Source organism: Streptomyces sp. NPDC104367 (assembly GCF_055583825.1).
This window is the reverse complement of the sequence record NZ_JBVJND010000001.1, coordinates 56,012-75,101: the sequence shown is the minus strand read 5'-3', so window position 1 is coordinate 75,101 and position 19,090 is coordinate 56,012. Positions and strand designations below refer to the sequence as shown.

General features: G+C 72.4%; 14 protein-coding genes. 8 read left to right on the top strand and 6 right to left on the bottom strand.

Going from position 1 to position 19,090, the window contains the following annotated elements:
- Positions 1-31 precede the first annotated feature (31 nt).
- The 3 genes from ACZ619_RS00345 to ACZ619_RS00335 form a co-directional block, all read right to left on the bottom strand.
- Entirely contained in the window at positions 32-481 is a 450-nt protein-coding gene (locus tag ACZ619_RS00345) for a type II toxin-antitoxin system PemK/MazF family toxin (protein ID WP_469592424.1), read from the bottom strand.
- A 337-nt stretch (positions 482-818) separates the two neighbouring features.
- Complete coding sequence (locus ACZ619_RS00340) at positions 819-2,315, bottom strand: SPFH domain-containing protein (RefSeq protein WP_469592422.1); 1,497 nt, start codon at positions 2,313-2,315, stop codon at positions 819-821.
- A gap of 133 nt (positions 2,316-2,448) precedes the next feature.
- Positions 2,449-2,667 (bottom strand): hypothetical protein, encoded by a 219-nt coding sequence (locus ACZ619_RS00335; RefSeq protein ID WP_469592420.1) that lies wholly within the window; start codon positions 2,665-2,667, stop codon positions 2,449-2,451.
- A gap of 227 nt (positions 2,668-2,894) precedes the next feature.
- On the opposite strand from ACZ619_RS00335, the gene ACZ619_RS00330 reads away from it, so the two are divergent.
- A complete protein-coding gene (locus tag ACZ619_RS00330; protein WP_469592418.1) occupies positions 2,895-4,283 on the top strand; it encodes a glycoside hydrolase family 43 protein in 1,389 nt (462 codons plus the stop codon).
- A 47-nt stretch (positions 4,284-4,330) separates the two neighbouring features.
- Here ACZ619_RS00330 and ACZ619_RS00325 read toward each other — a convergent pair whose 3' ends face one another.
- The 3 genes from ACZ619_RS00325 to ACZ619_RS00315 form a co-directional block, all read right to left on the bottom strand.
- On the bottom strand, positions 4,331-5,323 hold the full coding sequence (locus ACZ619_RS00325; RefSeq protein WP_469593241.1) for a PP2C family protein-serine/threonine phosphatase: 993 nt from the start codon (positions 5,321-5,323) through the stop codon (positions 4,331-4,333).
- 180 nt (positions 5,324-5,503) lie between these two features.
- The gene (locus ACZ619_RS00320; RefSeq protein WP_469592417.1) at positions 5,504-6,436 is read right to left on the bottom strand and encodes a M56 family metallopeptidase; all 933 of its coding nucleotides are present in this window, start codon (positions 6,434-6,436) and stop codon (positions 5,504-5,506) included.
- A gap of 8 nt (positions 6,437-6,444) precedes the next feature.
- A complete protein-coding gene (locus ACZ619_RS00315) occupies positions 6,445-6,831 on the bottom strand; it encodes a BlaI/MecI/CopY family transcriptional regulator (protein ID WP_469592416.1) in 387 nt (128 codons plus the stop codon).
- A gap of 115 nt (positions 6,832-6,946) precedes the next feature.
- On the opposite strand from ACZ619_RS00315, the gene ACZ619_RS00310 reads away from it, so the two are divergent.
- From ACZ619_RS00310 to ACZ619_RS00280, 7 genes are all read left to right on the top strand, one after another.
- On the top strand, positions 6,947-7,522 hold the full coding sequence (locus ACZ619_RS00310; RefSeq protein ID WP_469592415.1) for a TerD family protein: 576 nt from the start codon (positions 6,947-6,949) through the stop codon (positions 7,520-7,522).
- A 26-nt stretch (positions 7,523-7,548) separates the two neighbouring features.
- A complete protein-coding gene (locus ACZ619_RS00305; RefSeq protein WP_469592413.1) occupies positions 7,549-8,124 on the top strand; it encodes a hypothetical protein in 576 nt (191 codons plus the stop codon).
- Between the two features lie 174 nt (positions 8,125-8,298).
- Entirely contained in the window at positions 8,299-9,717 is a 1,419-nt protein-coding gene (locus ACZ619_RS00300) for a lamin tail domain-containing protein (RefSeq protein ID WP_469592411.1), read from the top strand.
- Between the two features lie 152 nt (positions 9,718-9,869).
- A complete protein-coding gene (locus ACZ619_RS00295; protein ID WP_469592409.1) occupies positions 9,870-10,985 on the top strand; it encodes a hypothetical protein in 1,116 nt (371 codons plus the stop codon).
- A 158-nt stretch (positions 10,986-11,143) separates the two neighbouring features.
- On the top strand, positions 11,144-12,169 hold the full coding sequence (locus ACZ619_RS00290) for an alcohol dehydrogenase (RefSeq protein ID WP_469592408.1): 1,026 nt from the start codon (positions 11,144-11,146) through the stop codon (positions 12,167-12,169).
- A 223-nt stretch (positions 12,170-12,392) separates the two neighbouring features.
- Entirely contained in the window at positions 12,393-16,544 is a 4,152-nt protein-coding gene (locus ACZ619_RS00285; protein WP_469592406.1) for a molybdopterin-dependent oxidoreductase, read from the top strand.
- Positions 16,545-16,799: 255 nt separating this feature from the next.
- On the top strand, positions 16,800-18,818 hold the full coding sequence (locus ACZ619_RS00280) for a TerD family protein (RefSeq protein ID WP_469592404.1): 2,019 nt from the start codon (positions 16,800-16,802) through the stop codon (positions 18,816-18,818).
- The last annotated feature ends 272 nt before the right edge of the window (positions 18,819-19,090 follow it).

Below are 19,090 nucleotides of genomic sequence, written 5' to 3'. Positions count from 1 at the left end.
CGCGCCGGTGCCGACGGGGCGCGGCGGTGGGTCAGTTCCAGCCGTAGCGTTCGTGGAGGCGGTTCCGTACGAGGTTGAACCGGCCGCGGTCCAGGGCGCACGCCTCCCGGCGCATCCCGTCCTCGTGCAGGCGCAGGACGCGGTCCACGTCGACCCAGGAGTCGCGGCCGGAGCGGTCCCAGGGGCCGCTGCCGATCGCCACCCACTCGCGGTCGTTGTCGTGCCGCTTGCTGGACAGCTGCACCGCCAGCAGGGTGCCGGCCGTCTCGCGGGCGACGACCAGGACCGGCCGGTCCTTGCCCCGCCCGTCGTTCTCCTCGAAGGGCACCCAGGTCCACACGATCTCACCGGGATCGGGGTCGCCGTCGTGCGCGGGCGCGTACTCGGTGTGCACCTTGCCGACCTCACGCGGCTCGGCCTCGGTGGTCGCGGTGGGGCCGAAACGGCCGGGAACGTTCTCGTCGTCGGTATACGCAGTCACGAGGGCACCCTAAGGGGCCTCGGCCTGCGAGAACACGCGGGGTCCCGGTACGGCGCAGTTCGGCCCCGGCCAACTCGGCCGTGAACCCGGGGCGTTCGATCCGCGGAAGGTGCCCGGCCCGCGGCACCGGCTCGAACCGGCCCTGCGGGAAGGCCTGTGCACAGGCGGCTCCGTAGCAGAAGTCCGTGAGCGGCTCGCCCTCCACGTCCGCGCCGACCGCGTCGGTCAGGACCGGTCCGGTGATCACCCGGTGGTGTCCCGGAGGGCCGTCTCGGCCGCGAACTCGGCAGGGCGCCCCCTCCTCCGTGTCCCGGGGGAGAGGGCGCACCGGCGGTGGCTACTTGGTGTCCTCCTCCGCCTCCACCGTCACCTTCTGGGACTTCGGGGCCGCGCTCCCGTCGAGCACCGGTGAAGTGCCGCCCGGTGTCCGGCCGTTCTGGTTCATCGACGCCAGCAGCTGGCGGGCGAGGCCCAGTCCGGTGCCGCCCATGGTGAGCGCCTTGGCGAACATGTCGGCCATGCCGTCGGCGCCGTTGAGCAGCACCATGTTGTCGACGTTGCCGAAGGCGGACGCGCCGGCCTTGACGATCTCCGGCCAGTTCTCGGCGAGTTGCTGGGCGACGACCGCCTCCTGGTTCTCCGCCAGGGCGGCGGCGCGGGCCTTGATCGCCTCCGCCTCCGCGAGACCCTTGGCCTTGGCCGCCTCGGCCTCCGCCAGACCCCTGGCCTGCGCGGCGGCCGCGTCGGCCTCACCGGTCGCCCGGGTCGCCGCCGCGGAGGCCACACCCCGGGACTTGGTCGCCTCGGCCTCCGCGCCCGCGGCCGTCTTGACCCGGGTCGCCTCGGCCACGGCCGCCAGCTCCGTCTCCTTCGCCTTGGCCTGGGCCGCCGAGATACGCGCGTCACGCTCGGCCTCGGCCAGTGTGCGCTTCTCGTAGGCCCTGGCGTCCGCCGGCTTGCGGACGTCCGCCTGGAGCTGCTGCTCGCGCCGGTGCGCCTCCAGTTCGGCGACCCGCGTCTCCTGGACGACGACCTCCTGCCGGGCGGCCGCGTCGGCGAGCGGACCGGCCTGCCGGGCCTGGGCCGCCGCCTTGTCCCGCTCGGCCTGGTAGCCGGCCTGGAGGATCTCGCTGTCCCGGGTGGCCTCCGCCATCCGGGCGAACGACTGCTGCTCCGCCTCGGTGGCCAGACGGTTCGCCTCCGCCTGCGCGATCCGCGCGTCCCGCTGCACGGCCGCCGCGTGCGGCATCGCCAGGTTCTGGATGTACCCGGTCGGGTCCTCGATCTCGTGGATCTGCAGGGAGTCCACGATGAGCCCCAGCTTCTCCATCTCCGTACCGCAGGCGGCCCGGGTCTGCCCGGTGAGCTTGTCCCGGTCGCGGATCATGTCCTCGACCGTCAACCCGCCCACGATGGACCGCAGATGACCGGCGAACACGTTGTGCACCCGCTCGGACATCATCTTCTGCTGGTCCAGGAACCGGCGGCCCGCGTTGGCGATCGACACGAAGTCGTCGCCCACCTTGAAGATGACCACGCCCCGCACCTTCAGCGGAATGCCCTGCTGGGTCACGCAGTCCACCGACAACTCGGTCTCGTTCAGGTCCAGGGAGAGCTTGCGCACCGCCTGCACGCCCGGCAGCACCAGCGTGCCGCGCCCCGTGACGATGCGGAAACCCATGCCTTCCTCAAGGCCCTCGGTCCGGTGCTTCGAACCGGAGATGATGAGCGCCTCGTTCGGCTCGGCCACCCGCCACATCATCTTGAACAGACCGATCAACACGAGAACGGCGACGACCGCCGTCCCCGCAACGACGCCGACAACCATCGGCATACGCCCCCTTTGCATGGTGCCCTTTCGGCACCGAACGAAGGGAGTGTGCGCCCGTGCGAGGCCGGGGTGAAGACGCTGGTGAATCCTTGTTGCAATCTTGACGCATACGCCCCTCACCTGGGGCTGAGCGTGCTCAACTGTCGTACGCGGGGGTGACGTAGACCGTCCTGGGCGGCAGGTACTCGACCACCATCACCACCGTGCCCCGCTCGAACCGGCCGGTGCCGTCGGAGGCGTAGGCGAGGAAGTGCTCGGCACCCCCGCGGACCCGGACGATCACCTCGCCGACGAGCCCGGGCCCGATCGTTCCGGTGACCCGCCCCATGAGCCCCACCATCGACGCATCGTCCATGGTCAGAGGGTACGGGCAGGTCAAGCGGGAGGAAAGCGGCCGGCCGGGGAGGCCCGTCGCGGTACAGGTTTCGCACAGCGGGTGTCCAGGTGCGCCCCAGTCCTGCCCAAAGCATTGACGTGAACCTGCCGCCGCTCTTACTTTCTGCGCGACTCCTCGAACCAAGTTCGAAATACCGGACATGCCGCTGTGTCCACGTCTGCACGAGCCCCAGGGAGAGCCGCCCCGTGACCTCACGTCCCGCCACCCCGTCCCGCCGCGCCCTGCTCCGCGCGCTGGCCGCCCTGCCCGCGTCGGCCGTCGTCCTCGGCGAACTGCCCGGACTGCTCGGCACGGCCGAGGCCGCCGCACCCGCGAGCGGCTACGTCACCCGCTACACGATCGTCCCGTTCCTCAACAGCGACGACGGCACGGTGAACGTCTACCAGTCCGACGACGCGACCGACTTCCGCCTCGTCCAGTCCTCGGCCTACACCCCGCCGAGCAACCGCATCCGCGACGCGAGCGTGTTCAAGCACACGGACGGCTACTACTACATCACGTACACCACCCACACCTGGCAGGACGAGAGCACCACCATCGGCTTCGCCCGCAGCTCCGACCGGGTCAACTGGACGTTCCTGTACGACTACACGATCCCGATCACGAACCTGTCCCGCGCCTGGGCGCCCGAGTGGTTCGTGGACAGCGACGCCAGCGTCAACGTCATCGTGTCCTGCTCGACGACGGACGACGAGTGGATCTTCACCCCGTACGTCCTCACGGCGACCAGCTCGGCCCTGACGGCGTGGAGTTCACCGGTCGCGCTGTCCGGCATCGGCTCGAACCACATCGACACGTACATCGTGAAGTCCGGCTCGACCTACCACGCGTTCACGAAGAACGAGACGGCGAAGTACATCGAGTACGGCACGGCGTCCGCCCTCAAGGGCCCCTACACCATCTCCAGGACCGGCGACTGGGCGGGCTGGGGCAGCTACCGCGAGGGCCCCTCGGTGATCCAGCTCGACAACGGCGGCTGGCGGATCTTCTTCGACGGCTACGGCGACGGCAACTACTACTACAGCGACAGCTACGACACGTTCGCCACCTGGAGCACCCCGACCGCGCTGCCGACCCTCTCGGGCACCGCCCGCCACTTCACGGTGATCAAGGAGACGGTGTCCGGCGGCACTTCGGTGACGAAGAACGCGACCCGCTCCTTCCAGTCGGCGAACTACACCACCCGCTACTGGGAGGAGGTGTCGTCCCTCCTCAACCTGCCGGTCGTCACCAGCTCCAGCGCCACCGCCGACAAGCAGGCGGCCACCTTCACGGTCGTCGCGGGCCTCGCCGACTCGGGCGGCTACTCCTTCCGCGACTCGGCGGGCAACTACCTGCGCCACTACAACTTCCGCGGCCGCTTCGACACCGACGACGGCACGACGACCTTCGCCAGGGACGCCACCTTCGTCGCCCGCGCCGGCGCCACGACAGGATCGGTCCGCTTCGAGTCGTACAACTACCCCGGTTACTACCTCCGCCACTACAACTACCAGCTCCGCGTCGACATCTCGGACGGCACGGACCTCTTCCGCCAGGACAGCTCCTTCGTCCCGGTGACGGCCTGGGCCTGAGGCCGGTCACCCCCGGCCCGCGGACCCGCCCTCCAGGACGAACCACCTCACCGGTAGCGCAGCAGCAGCATCGCGGCGTCGTCCTGGAGGGGGCCGCTCACATGCTGGAGCAGGTCCTCGCGCAGCGTCTCCAGAGCGGTCTCCGGATCGTGCTCCTTGAGCAGATGGGCGCGTTCGGCGAGCGGGTAGAAACGGCCGCCGGGGTCACGGGCCTCGATGATGCCGTCGGTGTACAGCAGCAGCTGGTCGCCCGGGAGGAAGGCCTCCCGGTACGGCTCCGGCCCGGCGGTGCCGTGCGCGCTCAGGCCGAGCGGCAGCGCGAACGACGCCGGTTCCGGCAGGTCGACCGTGCCGTCGCCGCGGACCAGCATCGGGGCGGGGTGGCCGAAGTTGAGGAACGTCACCTGGTGGGCGCTGACCTCGGCGAGGACGGCGGTGACGAACCGCTCGCCGTCCAGCTGCCGGTCGACCGAGCGGGCCAGCCTGCTGCCGACCTCCACCAGGTCCGCCTCGTCGAGGGCCGCTTCCCGGAACGCCCCGAGCACCAGCGCCGCCGTCTCCACCGCCTCCAGCCCCTTGCCCTGGACGTCCCCGACGATCACCCGCACACCCTGCGGCGCGGCCACCACCTCGTACAGGTCTCCGCCGATACGGGCCTCGGCCACGGCGGAGGTGTAGGAGACGGCCGCCCGCAGCCGGCCGGCGAGCTTGGGCACGGGCTTGAGCAGGACCCGCTGCGCGGCCTCCGCGATCGACCGCACGCTCTCCAGCTCGGCCTCCTGCTTGCGGCGCAGGGAGACGGCCACCAGCCCGGCGGTGGTCACCCCCAGGACCGAGGCGACGGCCATGGCGCCGCGCCGTACGTTGGTCAGGTCGTCGTACCAGCCGAGCACGAGGCAGAACAACAGGGACAGCGCGCCGACCCAGGCGGTGCGCTTCCAGCCGCCGACGAGCGGAGCGAACGCGGGCCCCACCGCCACCAGGGGCAGGAGACCGAGGGAGGGTCCGGCCACGACGTCGGCCAGAGCGACGGCGCTCATGACGGCGAAGGGCAGCACGGCCAGCACCCTCGACCGGCGGTTCTGTTCGGACACGTCCCCGTTGACTCCCCTCGCACCGTGACCGGCGCATCATCCCAGACCTACCCGCTGCTCCGCGTAAGTAGGCGGCGGCGCACCCCGGACGCGAGGGCCACCGGGCTCGCGGGGTACGTGGCGGTGCTACAGAGGTGTGGCCGCGTGCAGCAGGAGCAGCAGGGTGAACGCCGAGTCGGCGGAGAACGTGGCCGACAGGAGCGCACCGGCGGTGGCCGTCCACAGGGCCGGGCCCGTGGTGGTGAACAGCGACGCCCAGGTCCGTACGGCGGGTGCCGGGCCGAGCAGGGCCGCGACCCGGCGGGGCAGCGGCCCGGACGCGGCCAGGCCGGCCAGCGTGGGCGCCGGGGTGCGGTGCGCGAGAAGGGCCGCCGTGCCGATCGCCCGGGCCACCGTCCTGCGGCTGCCCACGGTCTGCGCCGCCTCCTCGTCCGCCCAGCGCTCCGCCGTGTAGACGACGGCCGTGCGCAGCGGCAGCAGGAACGGGTTGGCGCGGGCGGCCAGTTGGACGAGGAGCAGATGGCGGTGGTGCCCGGCCGCGAGATGCGCGCGCTCATGGGCGAACAGCGCCCGGCGCTCCCGGGAGGAGAGGCGGGCGACCATCGCCGTGGACACCACGACGCGGTCGCGCGGCCCGCCGGGCAGGGCGTAGGCGTACGGCTCGGGATCCGGCAGCACCGCGACGGCGGTCTCCGGTAACCCCCGCAGCGCCCGGTGCGCCCGCCGCCGTACCCGGTGATGGCGCAGCAGTGCGCGGCCGCAGCCGGCCAGCACCGCGACGAGCGCCGCGATGGCCGCCTTCCCCACGATCTCGTGGTGGGGCACGCTGTCGCGCACCTCGGGGTCCGACCAGCCGTCGGGCAGCGGGTTGCCGGGGAGCTGCGCGGTGCCGACGACCACCAGCAGGGCCAGGCACACGGTGCTGCACAGGGCCATGACGGCCGCCATGCCGGTGAGCAGGGTGGTGGCGGGGCGGGGATGCAGACGTTTCTCGGCCAGCCGCGCGACCGGCCAGGCGGTCAACGGCAGTACGAGCGGCAGGAGGACGAAGATACCCACGGGTGCGTTCAGTCCTCCTCGCCCATGTCGCGCAGGAGTTCGCGCAGCATCCGCTCGTCGTCCTGCGGCAGCGTGGTGATGAAACTGGCCAGTACGGCCCGCCGGTTCTGCTCGCCGTCCAGGACCCGGCGCATCTTCAGCGCGGCGAGGCCGGCCTCGTCGGCGGCCGCCACCCAGACGAAGGACCGGCCCGCGCGCTCGCGGGTGACGGCGTTCTTCGCCAGCAGCCGGGCCAGCACCGTCATCACGGTGGTGTACGCGAGACCGCCGGCCAGCCGCTCCCGCACCCAGCCCGCCGTCACCGGCCCGCGGGCCCCGTGCAGGGCCGCGAGCACCTGTGTCTCCAACGCGCCGTGCGGCGCCCTGCGTCGCCCGCGCGGATCCGGCTCGGTCACGACGTCCCCCTTCCACCGGGTGCGGTCCCGGCCCCGCCAACTTCTACAGTGTTGTAGATTTTAGCCCGGGGTCCGCGCCGCGGGCCCGGACCGACGGTGTGTGGAGGTACGCAGCATGGGTGTTTCGCTGTCCAAGGGCGGCAACGTGTCGCTGAGCAAGGAGGCCCCGGGCCTCGGCGCCGTGCTCGTGGGGCTGGGCTGGGACGTGCGGACCACCACCGGCGCCGATTTCGACCTGGACGCTTCCGCGCTGCTGCTGAACGCCTCCGGCCGGGTCGTCTCCGACCAGCACTTCGTCTTCTACAACAACCTCAGGAGCCCGGACGGCTCGGTCGAGCACACCGGCGACAACCTCACCGGTGAGGGCGACGGCGACGACGAGAGCCTGAAGGTCGAGCTCACCGCCGTACCCGCCGACGTCGACCGGATCGTCTTCCCGGTGTCGATCCACGACGCCGACGCCCGGGGGCAGAGCTTCGGGCAGGTCCGCAACGCCTTCATCCGCGTGGTCAACCAGGCCGGCGGCGCCGAACTCGCCCGCTACGACCTGTCCGAGGACGCGTCCACCGAGACCGCGATGGTCTTCGGCGAGCTGTACCGCAACGGCGCCGAGTGGAAGTTCCGCGCGGTCGGCCAGGGTTACGCCTCGGGCCTGGCCGGGATCGCCGCCGACTTCGGAGTCAACGTCTGAACCGACGACGTACACCAGGAACCCGGGTGAGCGACGCGCCGGCCATCCGGCCCGAGGACCGGGCGGACTTCGAGGCGGTGCTCCGGCTGGCGCTGGAGACCGCCGACGTCCGGTCCGCGCTGCGCGCCGACCGCAGCGGCAGGGCCGAGGAGCGGCTGAGGGACTGGGCGCTGGCGGCCCGGAAGGAGATAGCGGCCGCCGCCGGCGACGAGTACCGCGACTACCTCGACGCCCGCGCGGCCGCCCCGGCGCCCGCCGCGAAGGGCGGCCGCGGCGACGTGTGGCCGCTGCTCGCCGTGCTCACGCCGCTGGTGTCCGGAGGCTCGGGCGCGGCCCTGCTGCTCCTCGGCTACGCGCTCCGACTGGTCGGTCGGGCACCGGAGTTGGCCGCCTCGGTCGCCTTCGCGGGCTGGGTCCTCGCCGCGACCGGCGCGCTGGCCGGGTGCCTCGCCCTGTCGGCGCTGCTGCGGGTGGCGCTCCTGCACGGGCCCGGGCGCGGCGGCCACGTGGCGCGGGCCAGGGAGACCTGGCGCAAGGCCCTGCTGGAACGCGGCCTGCTGCCCTACGTCCGCCGCAACCTCTCCGAGTCCCTGGCCCCCTGACGCTCCGTCCCGACGGTCGGCGCCGCTTCCGGCGGCGCCCGCCCGCGGCCGTGCGGAGGTGGCCCCTCCCGGTTCGTCCAGCGTTCATACCCCCCTCGCCTGCGCGAAGTCGGCAGTTCGGGCCGTGCCGGAAAGGTCCTCGCGGCCTGTCAGAACGATCTCAGGACGGATTCCGTGATCGAATCACGCGTTCGCCGGTGGCGCCGCAGCCTCCGCTTCCTCGTCGTCGCCGTCGCCGGCCCGACGCTCGCCGTCGGCGCCCTGACGGCGTCCCCCGCCCACGCGGCGGCCTCCGACGACATCCGGATCAACGAGGTGGTGACCACCGGGAGCGTCAACGACTCGGTGGAGCTGTACAACAAGGGCACCGCCGCCGTCGACGTCTCCGGATGGATCCTCAGGGACGACAACGACAGCTCCAAGTACGCGATAGCCTCCGGAACCTCGCTCGCCCCCGGCGGCTTCGTCGCCTTCGACGTGCACAACTCCTTCGGCCTGGGCTCCTCGGACGAGGCCCGCCTCTACCTCGCCGACGGCACCACCCTCGTCGACAGCTTCGGCTGGACCCGGCACTCCGACCCCTCCTGGTCGCGCTGCCCCGACGGCACCGGCTCCTTCGGCTCGGCCGCCCTGACCCTCGGCGCCGCCAACGACTGCGGCAGCGGCGGCATCTCCGCCACGGCGTGGCCCGGCGGCAGCTCCGTCGCCACCGCCGACACCAAGAGCGCCTTCGGCTCCGACATGAGCGGCCTCTACCAGGAGGGGAACGTGATGTGGGCGGCGCAGAACAGCGGCAAGCTCTGGCGTCTCGTCCCCGACGGCACCACCGCCTGGAAGGCCGACACCGGCAACGGCTGGACCTCCGGCAAGACCCTCAGGTTCCCGGGCGGCTCCGGCATACCCGACGACGAGGGCGTCACCCTGACGGGCGCCGGCTCCGGCGGGGGCGTGTACGTGGCGAGCGAGCGCAACGCGGACTCCTCCGGCACCAGCCGCCTGTCCGTCCTGAAGTACGACGTGACCGGCACCAGCACCACCATCAGCGCCGGTACGGAGTGGAACCTCACCTCCGACCTGCCGTCCGTGGGCTCCAACCTCGGCCTGGAGGCCATCACCTGGGTCCCCGACGCCACCCTGACCGCCGCCGGCTTCGAGGACGCCTCCACCGGAGCGGCCTACGACCCCGGCGCCTACGGCTCCCACACCGGCGGGGTGTTCTTCGTCGGCGTCGAGGGCACCGGCATGATCTACGGCTACGTCCTGAAGGACGACGGCACCTACACCCGTGTCGCGTCCGTCGGCAGCGGCATGGCCGGCGTCATGGAACTCCAGTGGGAGCCGCAGGCCTCCCGCCTCTGGGTGGTCTGCGACGACACCTGCTCCGGGCAGCACCGCACCATGCAGATCGACTCGTCCGGAGCCCTCGCCACCACCGCCGTCCACAACCGGCCCACCGGCATGGACGACTTCAACAACGAGGGCTTCGCCGTCTCCGGCGCCGACGCGTGCAGCGCCGGCACCAAGCCCGTCTACTGGGCCGACGACAGCAACGACAACAGTCACGCGCTGCGCAGGGGCACCATCACCTGCTGAGGCCGCGGCCGCGGCCGGGCGTTCCAGCGCGCCCGGCCGCGCTGTATCGTACGCGCGGCACCACACGCACCACCGGAACACGCGTCAACTCCCGTACCGGCACGCCTAGTTCACCGGCGTGCCGGTTCCTTTCGCCGCTCCCCGGAGGAACCGTGGCAACCAGCCGCCCGCACCGCTTCCGTGTGCCGCTCACCCGACGCGGATCCCTCGCCCTGACGGCCGCCGTCGCCGCCGTCTGCTGCGCCGCCCTCACCGTGCCCGCCCCCGCCGCAGCGGCCACCGCCGCCGACCGCGCCGCCCTCGCCCAGTGGTGGGCCCCGGTCAACTTCCAGGACGTCGACTCCACCGGCGAGACCGCGCTCGGCGGCAAGTCCGACTACATCACCTCGTACGACTACGACGGCGACCTCAACGGGCGCGACAACTGGGAGAACACGAGCCAGTTCCCGCTCGCGGCGCACGTCTACTACTCGGTCGTGCAGACCCCGTCCTTCTCCTACCTGCTGTACATGTACTTCCACCCGCGCGACTGGTCGGACGGCGTCCTCGACAACTACCAGGAGGACCTCACCGAGCACGAGAACGACTCCGAGGGCGTCCTCGTCGTCGTGGCCAACGACGGCTCCGCGCACGGCTCGCTGAAGGCCGCCATCACCGTCGCGCACAGCAACTTCTACTCCTGGGTGCCCTCGGGCAGCGACTTCACCAGTGGCCAGGAGAGCGTCGACGGGACGCTGAAGCTCCAGGCCGACCCGCACGACGACGGCCACGGCCGCCCGTTCACGGCCCAGCAGCCCAACACCCATGCCGCGTGGGCCGAGGGCTACCTCTCCAAGGAACGCGACCAGTACGCGAGCGGCGACGGCATCGTCTACTACCCCGGCACCACCGCCGAGGTGCCCGACGGCTCCAACGACCGCGACGTGCAGTACACGCTGACCGACGTCTTCGCCGCGGGCGGGATGTGGGAGAACCGGAACCTGACAACGTTGTTCGCGACGCCCGACAACTTCGCGGGCGACGACAGCTCCAACCCCTACGGCGCCGAGTGCGGGGAGGGCGGAGTCCTCGGCCCCGCCAACGGCGCGTGCGCCACCGACGCGGCCAACCCGCCCTGGGCCTGGGACGACGCCGACGACCTGCCCGGCCGCGGCTACCTCGCCACCAACCCCGCCGAACTCGTCTGGGACTACTTCGACTGGACGGACAAGCCCGCCTCGCCCGACCTCGCCTACACCTGGGACCAGTACAACGGCATCACCTCCTGACCGGTCGCGCCCGGGGCGGCCCGGCCGGGGCTCGACGCGCGGGATCGGCCCGGAGCTGGTGTGCTGGGTGAGGGGTGCCGAACCGAACCCGTCGCACCCGTTCCGGGAGATCCGCAGGACCGGAGACCCGGGAGATCCGGGAGATCCGGGAGACACGCATGAGTACGTACCGAGTCGCGCAGGTCACCGCCCCGGGCGGCCCCTTCGAGATCACCGAACGGGAGGTGCCGCGGCCGGGGCCCGGCCATGTCCGGATCGCCGTGGAGGCCTGCGGCATCTGCCACAGCGACAGCTTCTTCGTGACCGCCGGACTGCCGGGCATCACGTTCCCGGTGGTGCCCGGACACGAGATCGCCGGCCGCGTCGAGGAACTGGGCGAGGGCATCGAGGACTGGGGCTGGCGGACCGGCGACCGGGTGGCGGTCGGCTGGTTCGGCGGCAGCTGCGGCCACTGCCGGCCCTGCCGCCAGGGCGACTTCATCGTCTGCGAGAACATGAAGACGCCCGGCTGGACCTACGACGGCGGATTCGGCGAACAGGTGATCGCCCCGGTCGACGCCCTGGCCCGGATCCCCGACGGGCTGGCCTTTGCCGACGCGGCCCCCATGGGCTGCGCCGGCGTGACCACCTTCAACGGACTCAGGCGCAGCCCGGCCCGCCCCGGTGACCTGGTCGCCGTCGTCGGCCTCGGCGGGCTCGGCCACCTCGGTGTGAAGTACGCCGTCGCCATGGGCTTCGAGACGGTGGCCGTCGCCCGCGGCCCCGAGAAGGCCGACTTCGCCAAGCAGCTCGGCGCCCACCACTACGTCGACTCCACCGCCGCGACCCCCGTCGCGGAGGCCCTCCAGTCGCTCGGCGGCGCCAAGACCGTGCTCGCCACCGCGGGCAGCTCCCGGGCCATCACCGCCGCCGTGGACGGACTGGCGCCCCGCGGCGAGCTGGTCGTGATCGGCGCCGACCCCGAACCCCTCGGGATCAGCCCGCTCCAGCTGCTCATGAGCGCACGGGAGATCCGCGGCCACCCGTCCGGCACCGCGCAGGAGGTGCAGGACACCATGGAGTTCAGCGCCCTGCACGGCATCCGCCCGATGACCGAGACCCTGCCGCTGGAACAGGCCGACGAGGGCTACCGGAAGATGCTCGACGGAGCCGCGCGGTTCCGCATGGTGCTCACCTACGAATGAACCGGCGACCGGCGACCGGTCACCGACAGGGCGCGGCCGCCGGGCGGGCCCGGGACGGGACCGAGGCGGCCGATGCCGGACGCATCCGCTCACATCGCCCCCCTCCGGGCTGTGCGGCGGCCTTAACCCCCGATGATCAGACTCGGTGACGCCGGCGTAATGAGTGCTCCGTACCGTCGGGAGCGCTTCGAACAGGCCGACCGAGCAGGAACAGGGGGCGCCCGTGGCCGCGCCGGACCCGCGCAGCACCGGCACCGGAAAGGTGCGGACCGTCTGCTCGTACTGCGGAGTCGGCTGCGGCATGGTCCTGGACATCGGCAGCGGCCCGGACGGCCGTCGTACCGTTCTCAAGGCCTCCGGTGACAAGGAGCACCCGGCCAACTTCGGCCGGTTGTGCACCAAGGGCGCCACCACCGCCGACATGCTCGCCGCGCCCGGACGGCTGACCACCGCGCTGCTGCGGCCCGAGCGGGGCGAGGAGGCCGTGCCCACGGCCGTGGACACGGCGGTCGCCGAGGCCGCGCGGCGGCTGCGCGCGATCGTCGACGAGCACGGCCCGGACGCGGTCGCCCTCTACGTGTCCGGCCAGATGAGCCTGGAGGCGCAGTACCTCGCCAACAAGCTGACCAAGGGATATCTGCGCACCAACAACATCGAGTCGAACTCCCGGCTGTGCATGGCCAGCGCCGGCACCGGCTACAAGCTCTCCCTGGGCGCCGACGGCCCGCCCGGTTCCTACGAGGACCTCGATGGGGCCGATGTGTTCCTGGTCATCGGCGCCAACATGGCCGACTGCCACCCGATCCTGTTCCTGCGGCTGATGGACCGGGTGAAGGCGGGCGCGAAGCTGATCGTCGTCGACCCGCGCCGCACCGCCACCGCCGACAAGGCCGATCTCTTCCTCCAGGTCAGGCCGGGCACCGACCTCGCGCTGCTCAACGGACTGCTGCACCTCCTGCACGAGAACGGGCACACCGATCCCGGGTTCGTCGCCGCGTACACCGAGGGCTGGGAGGCGATGCCGGAGTTCCTCGCCGACTACGCGCCGGCCGCCGTCGCCGAGATCACCGGCATCCCGGAGGCCGACCTGCGCACGGCGGCCCGGCTGATCGGTGAGGCGGGGGAGTGGACCAGCTGCTGGACCATGGGCCTCAACCAGTCCACGCACGGCACCTGGAACACCAACGCCCTGGTCAACCTGCATCTCGCCACCGGCAAGATCTGCCGTCCGGGCAGCGGCCCGTTCTCCCTCACCGGCCAGCCCAACGCCATGGGCGGGCGCGAGATGGGGTACATGGGGCCCGGCCTGCCCGGCCAGCGGTCCGTCCTGGTCGACGCGGACCGGGCCTTCGTCGAGGAGCGGTGGGGGCTGGAGCCCGGCGCGATCCGCGCCGACGGGGTCGGCCGGGGCACCGTGGAGATGTACCGGAAGATGGCCGACGGCGAGATCAGGGCCTGCTGGATCATCTGCACCAACCCGGTCGCCTCCGTCGGCAACCGCAAGACCGTCATCGAGGGCCTGGAGGCCGCCGAGTTCGTCGTCACCCAGGACGTCTTCACCGACACCGAGACCAACGCCTACGCCGACGTCGTACTGCCCGCGGCCCTGTGGACGGAGACCGAGGGCGTCCTCATCAACAGCGAGCGCAACCTCACCCTCGCCCGTCCCGCCGCCGACCCGCCCGGCGAGGCCACCGCCGACTGGCGCCTGATCGCCGCCGTCGCCCGCGCGATGGGGTACGAGGACGGCTTCGCCTACGACAGCGCCGAGCAGATCTTCGAGGAGATCAAGGGCTTCCACAACCCGCAGACCGGCTACGACCTGCGCGGCGTGACCTACGACCGGCTCCGCGAGACCCCCGTCCAGTGGCCGGCCGCCACCGCCGACGGCCCGGACCGCAACCCCGTCCGGTACGTCGGTCCCGACGGCAGGCTCACCTTCGCCACCGCCTCCGGACGCGCCGTCTTCCACGCCCGGCCGCATCTGGCCCCCGCCGAGATGCCGGACGACGACTACCCGTTCGTACTCAACACCGGCCGCCTCCAGCACCAGTGGCACACCCTCACCAAGACGGCGAAGGTCGCCAAGCTCAACAAGCTGAACCCCGGCCCGTTCGTGGAGGTCCACCCCGAGGACGCCGCCGCGCTCGGTCTCGCCGACGGCGACTCCGTCGAGGTCGCCTCCCGGCGCGGCCGGGCGGTGCTGCCCGCGGTCGTCACGGACCGGGTGCTGCCGGGGGCCTGCTTCGCCCCCTTCCACTGGAACGACCTGTTCGGCGAGTACCTCAGCGTCAACGCGGTGACCAGCGACGCGGTCGACCCGCTCTCCTTCCAGCCCGAGCTGAAGGTGTGCGCGGTGTCGCTGACCAAGGTGTCCACCCCCGTGACCGTGCAGGTGCCGGGTGCCGCGGAGACCCCGGCCGTGGCCGTCGCGCCCTCCGTCGGGATCGTCGCCCCCACGGCCGTACTGCCCTCCGCCGCCTCGGTGTTCGGCCTCGCCCCGGCTCCGCCGCCGGTCCTGAGCGAACGCGAACGGCAGTACCTGGTCGGGTTCCTCGCGGGCATCCCGGCCGGGGCCCCCGGCGTCCCCGTCCTGCCGCCGGACGCCCCCTTCAGCCCCGAGCACGCCCTCTGGGTCGACGGCACCCTCGCCGGCATGTACTCCCGGTCGGCGGCGCCCGCGGCACCGGCCGCGGCACCGGCCATCCGCCAGGTGGTGGTCCTGTGGGCCTCGCAGACCGGCAACGCCGAGGACTTCGCCGCCGCCACCGCCGAGCGGATCAGCGCGGGCGGCCACGCGGCCTCCCTCCTCGCCATGGACGAGGCCGACCCGGCCACCCTGCCGGCCGGCGCCGACCTGCTGCTGATCACCAGCACCTTCGGCGACGGCGACGCCCCCGACAACGGCGCGGGCTTCTGGGACGGCCTCGACGCCCTGGACGCCGGCCGCCTCACCGGCCGCCGGTACGCCGTGCTGGCCTTCGGCGACTCCAGCTACGACGACTTCTGCGGGCACGGACGGCGCCTGGACAGCCGTATGGACGAACTCGGCGCGGTCCGGCTCGCCCCGCGCACGGACTGCGAACCGGACTACGAGACACGGGCGGAGGCCTGGCTGGACCAGGTCCTGACCGCGCTCAAGGAGGAGGAGGCCGGGGTCCCGGCCCCGGCCTCGCTCCCGGCCCCGGCTGCTACTTCGGCTGCGACTCCGGCTTCGACGTCGACTCCGGCTCCGGTCGCGGCGAAGTCCCGGCGTCCCGCGCCCGTCACCGCCCGGCTGGTCGGGAACAAGCTGCTCAGCCTGCCCGGGGCGGGCAAGGAGGTCCGGCGCTTCACCTTCGACACCAGCGACAGCGACACCCCGCTGGTCTACGAGGCGGGCGACGCGCTCGGTGTCCGGCCGCTCAACTCCGCCGCCCTGGTCGAGGAATGGCTGACCGTCACCGGCCTCGACGCCACAACCGCCGTGGAAGTCAACGGAGTCGGCGAAGTCCCCTTCTCCGAGGCCCTGTCACGCCATCTGGACATCACCCGGATCACCCCGGACCTGCTCCGGTTCGTCGCCGACCGCGCCCGCGACCCGCGTGAGCTGCGCAAGCTGCTGCGCCCCGACAACAAGGACGAGCTGGCCAAGTGGTCCTGGGGACGGCAGGCCGTCGACGTCGCCGCCGAGTTCGCGATCCGCGCCGGTGCGGCGGAGTGGGCGGGCGTCCTCGGCAAGCTGCAGCCGCGTCTGTACTCGATCTCGTCGAGCCCGCTCACCGACCCCGACCGGGTCTCCCTCACCGTCTCGGTCGTCCGCTACGAGAACCTGCGCGGCACACCCCGGCAGGGCGTCTGCTCCCCGTTCCTCGCCGACGCGGAGGCCGGCACCCCGGTCCCGGTGCACGTCCAGCGCTCCCCGCACTTCCGGCCGCCCGCCGACCCGGCGACCCCCATGGTGATGGTCGGCCCCGGCACCGGCGTGGCGCCCTTCGTCGGCTTCCTGGAGGAGCGCCGCGCCCGCGGCCACCGCGCCCCGAACTGGCTGTTCTTCGGCGAACAGCACAGGGCCACCGACTTCTACTACGAGGAGGAGCTGACCGCGCTGCGTGCAGCGGGCACCCTGAGCCGTCTGGACACCGCCTTCTCCCGCGACCAGCGCGCCAAGGTCTACGTCCAGGACCGGATGCGCGAACACGGGCCGCTGCTGTGGTCGTGGCTCCAGGACGGCGCCCACTTCTACGTCTGCGGCGACGCCTCCCGGATGGCCAAGGACGTCGACCGGGCGCTGAAGGACATCGCCACGGTGCACGGCGGGCTGACGGAGGACGAGGCCACCGCCTACGTCAAACAGCTCTCCACGGAACGCCGCTACGTCCGGGACGTGTACTGACTTCTTGCCAGATGCGGCAGGTCCATCGCCCTCAGGAGAGAACGACCGCGACGGGACCTGGCCCGCAAGGCAAGCCGCTGCCGGAAGGGCTGCCGGAAGGGCTGCCGGAGGGGGTCTGCCGCCGAGGCAGCCGCTCCGCGAGCAGGAAAACGATCGGGATCGTAAAAGATCGGTCGTTTTCCGATCGAAGTCACCCCTGAGGTCGGTGCCCACTACAGTTGGTCCGCTCGACGGGTGGGGATTCCGGGGGGATTCATGCAGGAAATGATGAAAGGGTCGAACGTCACGTTGTCGGCCCTGAGCGAGAACGCCGGCTCGGTGGTCGTCAGCCTCGGCTGGGTCAGCCCGAGCGGCGAGGGCGACGCGGACGTGTCCGTTCTGCTGGTCGGCGCCGACGGAAAGGTGCGCGGGGACTCCGACTTCTACTTCTACAACAACCCGGTGGCGGCCGACGGCAGTGTGCAGCTGCTCGGCAAGACGCCCACGGAGGCCGGCGACGAGGACCGGATCGGCTTCGACCTGACCGCCGTACCGCAGGACGTCGACCGGATGGTCGTGGCGGCCAGCAGGTACCAGGACGCCCGCTTCGGCGAGCTGGAGCACCTCACGGTCTCGCTGGCCGACGCGGCCGGTGACCGGCTGCTCCGGTTCGCCGTCGAGGACGCCGACGCGGTGAGCGCCGTCATCTTCGGCGAGCTGTACCGCAGAGCCGGCGAGTGGAAGTTCCGGGCCGTCGGCCAGGGATACGCCGCCGGACTGGCCGGGCTGGCCACCGACTTCGGCGTCGACATCGACGACGACGCCGAACCGCCGGAGGAGGCCGGCGAGCCGGGCGGGCTCGCCGTGGGCGTCGAACCGCAGGCGGCACCTGCCCTGGACGCCGTGCCGACGCCCCGCCCGCCCCAGGACGCGGCCCCGCCGAAGGCGTCGGCCGCACGGCCGCGCACGGCGAAGAAGAAGGTCACCCTGCCGAAGGCGGCCGGGAAGTCCCTCGCGGAGAACGAGTCCTGGCGGGACGCCAGACTCTTCCCGGTCTCCGCCCTGAAGAGCGACCGGGACCGCGAGACGCGCGCCACCTCGGTCCTGCTCTCGGTGATGGCGCAGGTCCCCGAGTTCGGCCGGCGGCTCATCGCGGGCTTCGGTGCCCCGGCCGGACGCATGGAGACGTTCACCGAGGTGTCCCTGCCGCACGGCGACACCCCGCGGCGCCCCGACGGCGTCATCCGCGTCGAGCGCGCCGGCAAGCTGTGGACGGCGCTGGTCGAGACGAAGACCAACGGCAACGCCCTGAAGTCCGAGCAGGTGCAGGCCTACATGGACATCGCGGCCCGGCGCGGCTACGAGGCCGTGATCACCCTGTCGAACGACGTCGCCCTCGAAGGCAGCCCGCTCGTCGACGTCAAGATCGACGGACGGCGCAAGCACAAGGCGGCCCTGCGGCACCTGTCCTGGGCCGAGGTCGCCCATCAGGCCCAGCTGCTGATCCGGCACGAGGGCGTCGGCAACAAGGCGCACGCCTGGCTCCTCCAGGAACTGCTGGACTACCTCCAGCACGAGAACTCCGGCTGCCACGGCTTCCAGAACATGGGCCCCGCCTGGGTCCCGGTGCGCAACGGCATCGACGACGAGACCCTGTGCCAGGGCGACCCGCGCGCCCTCGACGTGGTGGAGAGCTGGGAGCGGCTGATCCGCCAGGTCTGCCTGGGGCTGGGCGGCGAGCTGGGCCAGAAGGTGCTCCCGGTCCGGGGCTCCCGCGGCGGCCGGGACCCGCGCGAGCGCCGCGCCCTCCTCGCCGACCAGCTCTGTCTCCAGGGCCGGCTCCACGCCGAGCTGCGCATCGAGGGATCCCCGGGCGTCCTCTCGGTCGCCGCGGACCTGCGCACCGGCAGGCTCCGTACGGCCATGCAGATCCCGGCGCCCGAGCAGGGCTATCCGCTCAGCTGGGCCAAGCGGCTGGTGCGGTCCCTGGCGGAGGCGCCGGCCGATCTGCACATCGAGACCCTGGTGGAGGGTGACAAGGCCGGTCCGCGCGGCACCCTCGAACGGCTGCGGCCCGAACCGGGCGACCTGTTGCCGAAGGCGGACGGCGCCCGGATCACCGGCTTTCGGCTCTCCCTCCTCAAGGGCATGGGCAGCGGCCGGGGCAGCGCCGAGACCGGGTTCATCCGCAGCGTCGACGACGCCGTCCTGCGGTTCTACGGCACCGTGGCCGTCCACCTCGACCGCGCGGCGTCCCGGCGGACCCCGGTGAAGCAGCCGGTGCCCGTCGGCTGAGCCCGGCTCAGGCGGACAGCAGGCGCGGTGCAGCCAGTCCAGGTGGGCCGCTCGTGCGGCCTGGGAGAGGGCGGCCCGGGGGCCTGGCGGGCGAAGCCGTGGAAGCCGCCGGGCCGGACGCGGAGTGCGGCGATGCCGCCGGACCGCCAGATGCGGGGGTGTCCCGCGCCGACGTGGGTGGCTTGACTTCGAGGGCGCTCGAAGACCTGGCGTCGGAGGGGACGACGGCGATCCCGGCGGAAGCGATCGCGGAACGGAGAAGGGTCATGCGC

Excerpts from the sequence above, each read along its gene's own strand:
- ACZ619_RS00340 (WP_469592422.1), bottom strand. The coding sequence starts at position 2,315 with ATGCCGATGGTTGTCGGCGTCGTTGCGGGGACGGCGGTCGTCGCCGTT.
- ACZ619_RS00335 (WP_469592420.1), bottom strand. The coding sequence starts at position 2,667 with ATGGACGATGCGTCGATGGTGGGGCTCATGGGGCGGGTCACCGGAACG.
- ACZ619_RS00325 (WP_469593241.1), bottom strand. The coding sequence starts at position 5,323 with ATGAGCGCCGTCGCTCTGGCCGACGTCGTGGCCGGACCCTCCCTCGGT.
- ACZ619_RS00310 (WP_469592415.1), top strand. The coding sequence starts at position 6,947 with ATGGGTGTTTCGCTGTCCAAGGGCGGCAACGTGTCGCTGAGCAAGGAG.
- ACZ619_RS00290 (WP_469592408.1), top strand. The coding sequence starts at position 11,144 with ATGAGTACGTACCGAGTCGCGCAGGTCACCGCCCCGGGCGGCCCCTTC.
- ACZ619_RS00280 (WP_469592404.1), top strand. The coding sequence starts at position 16,800 with ATGCAGGAAATGATGAAAGGGTCGAACGTCACGTTGTCGGCCCTGAGC.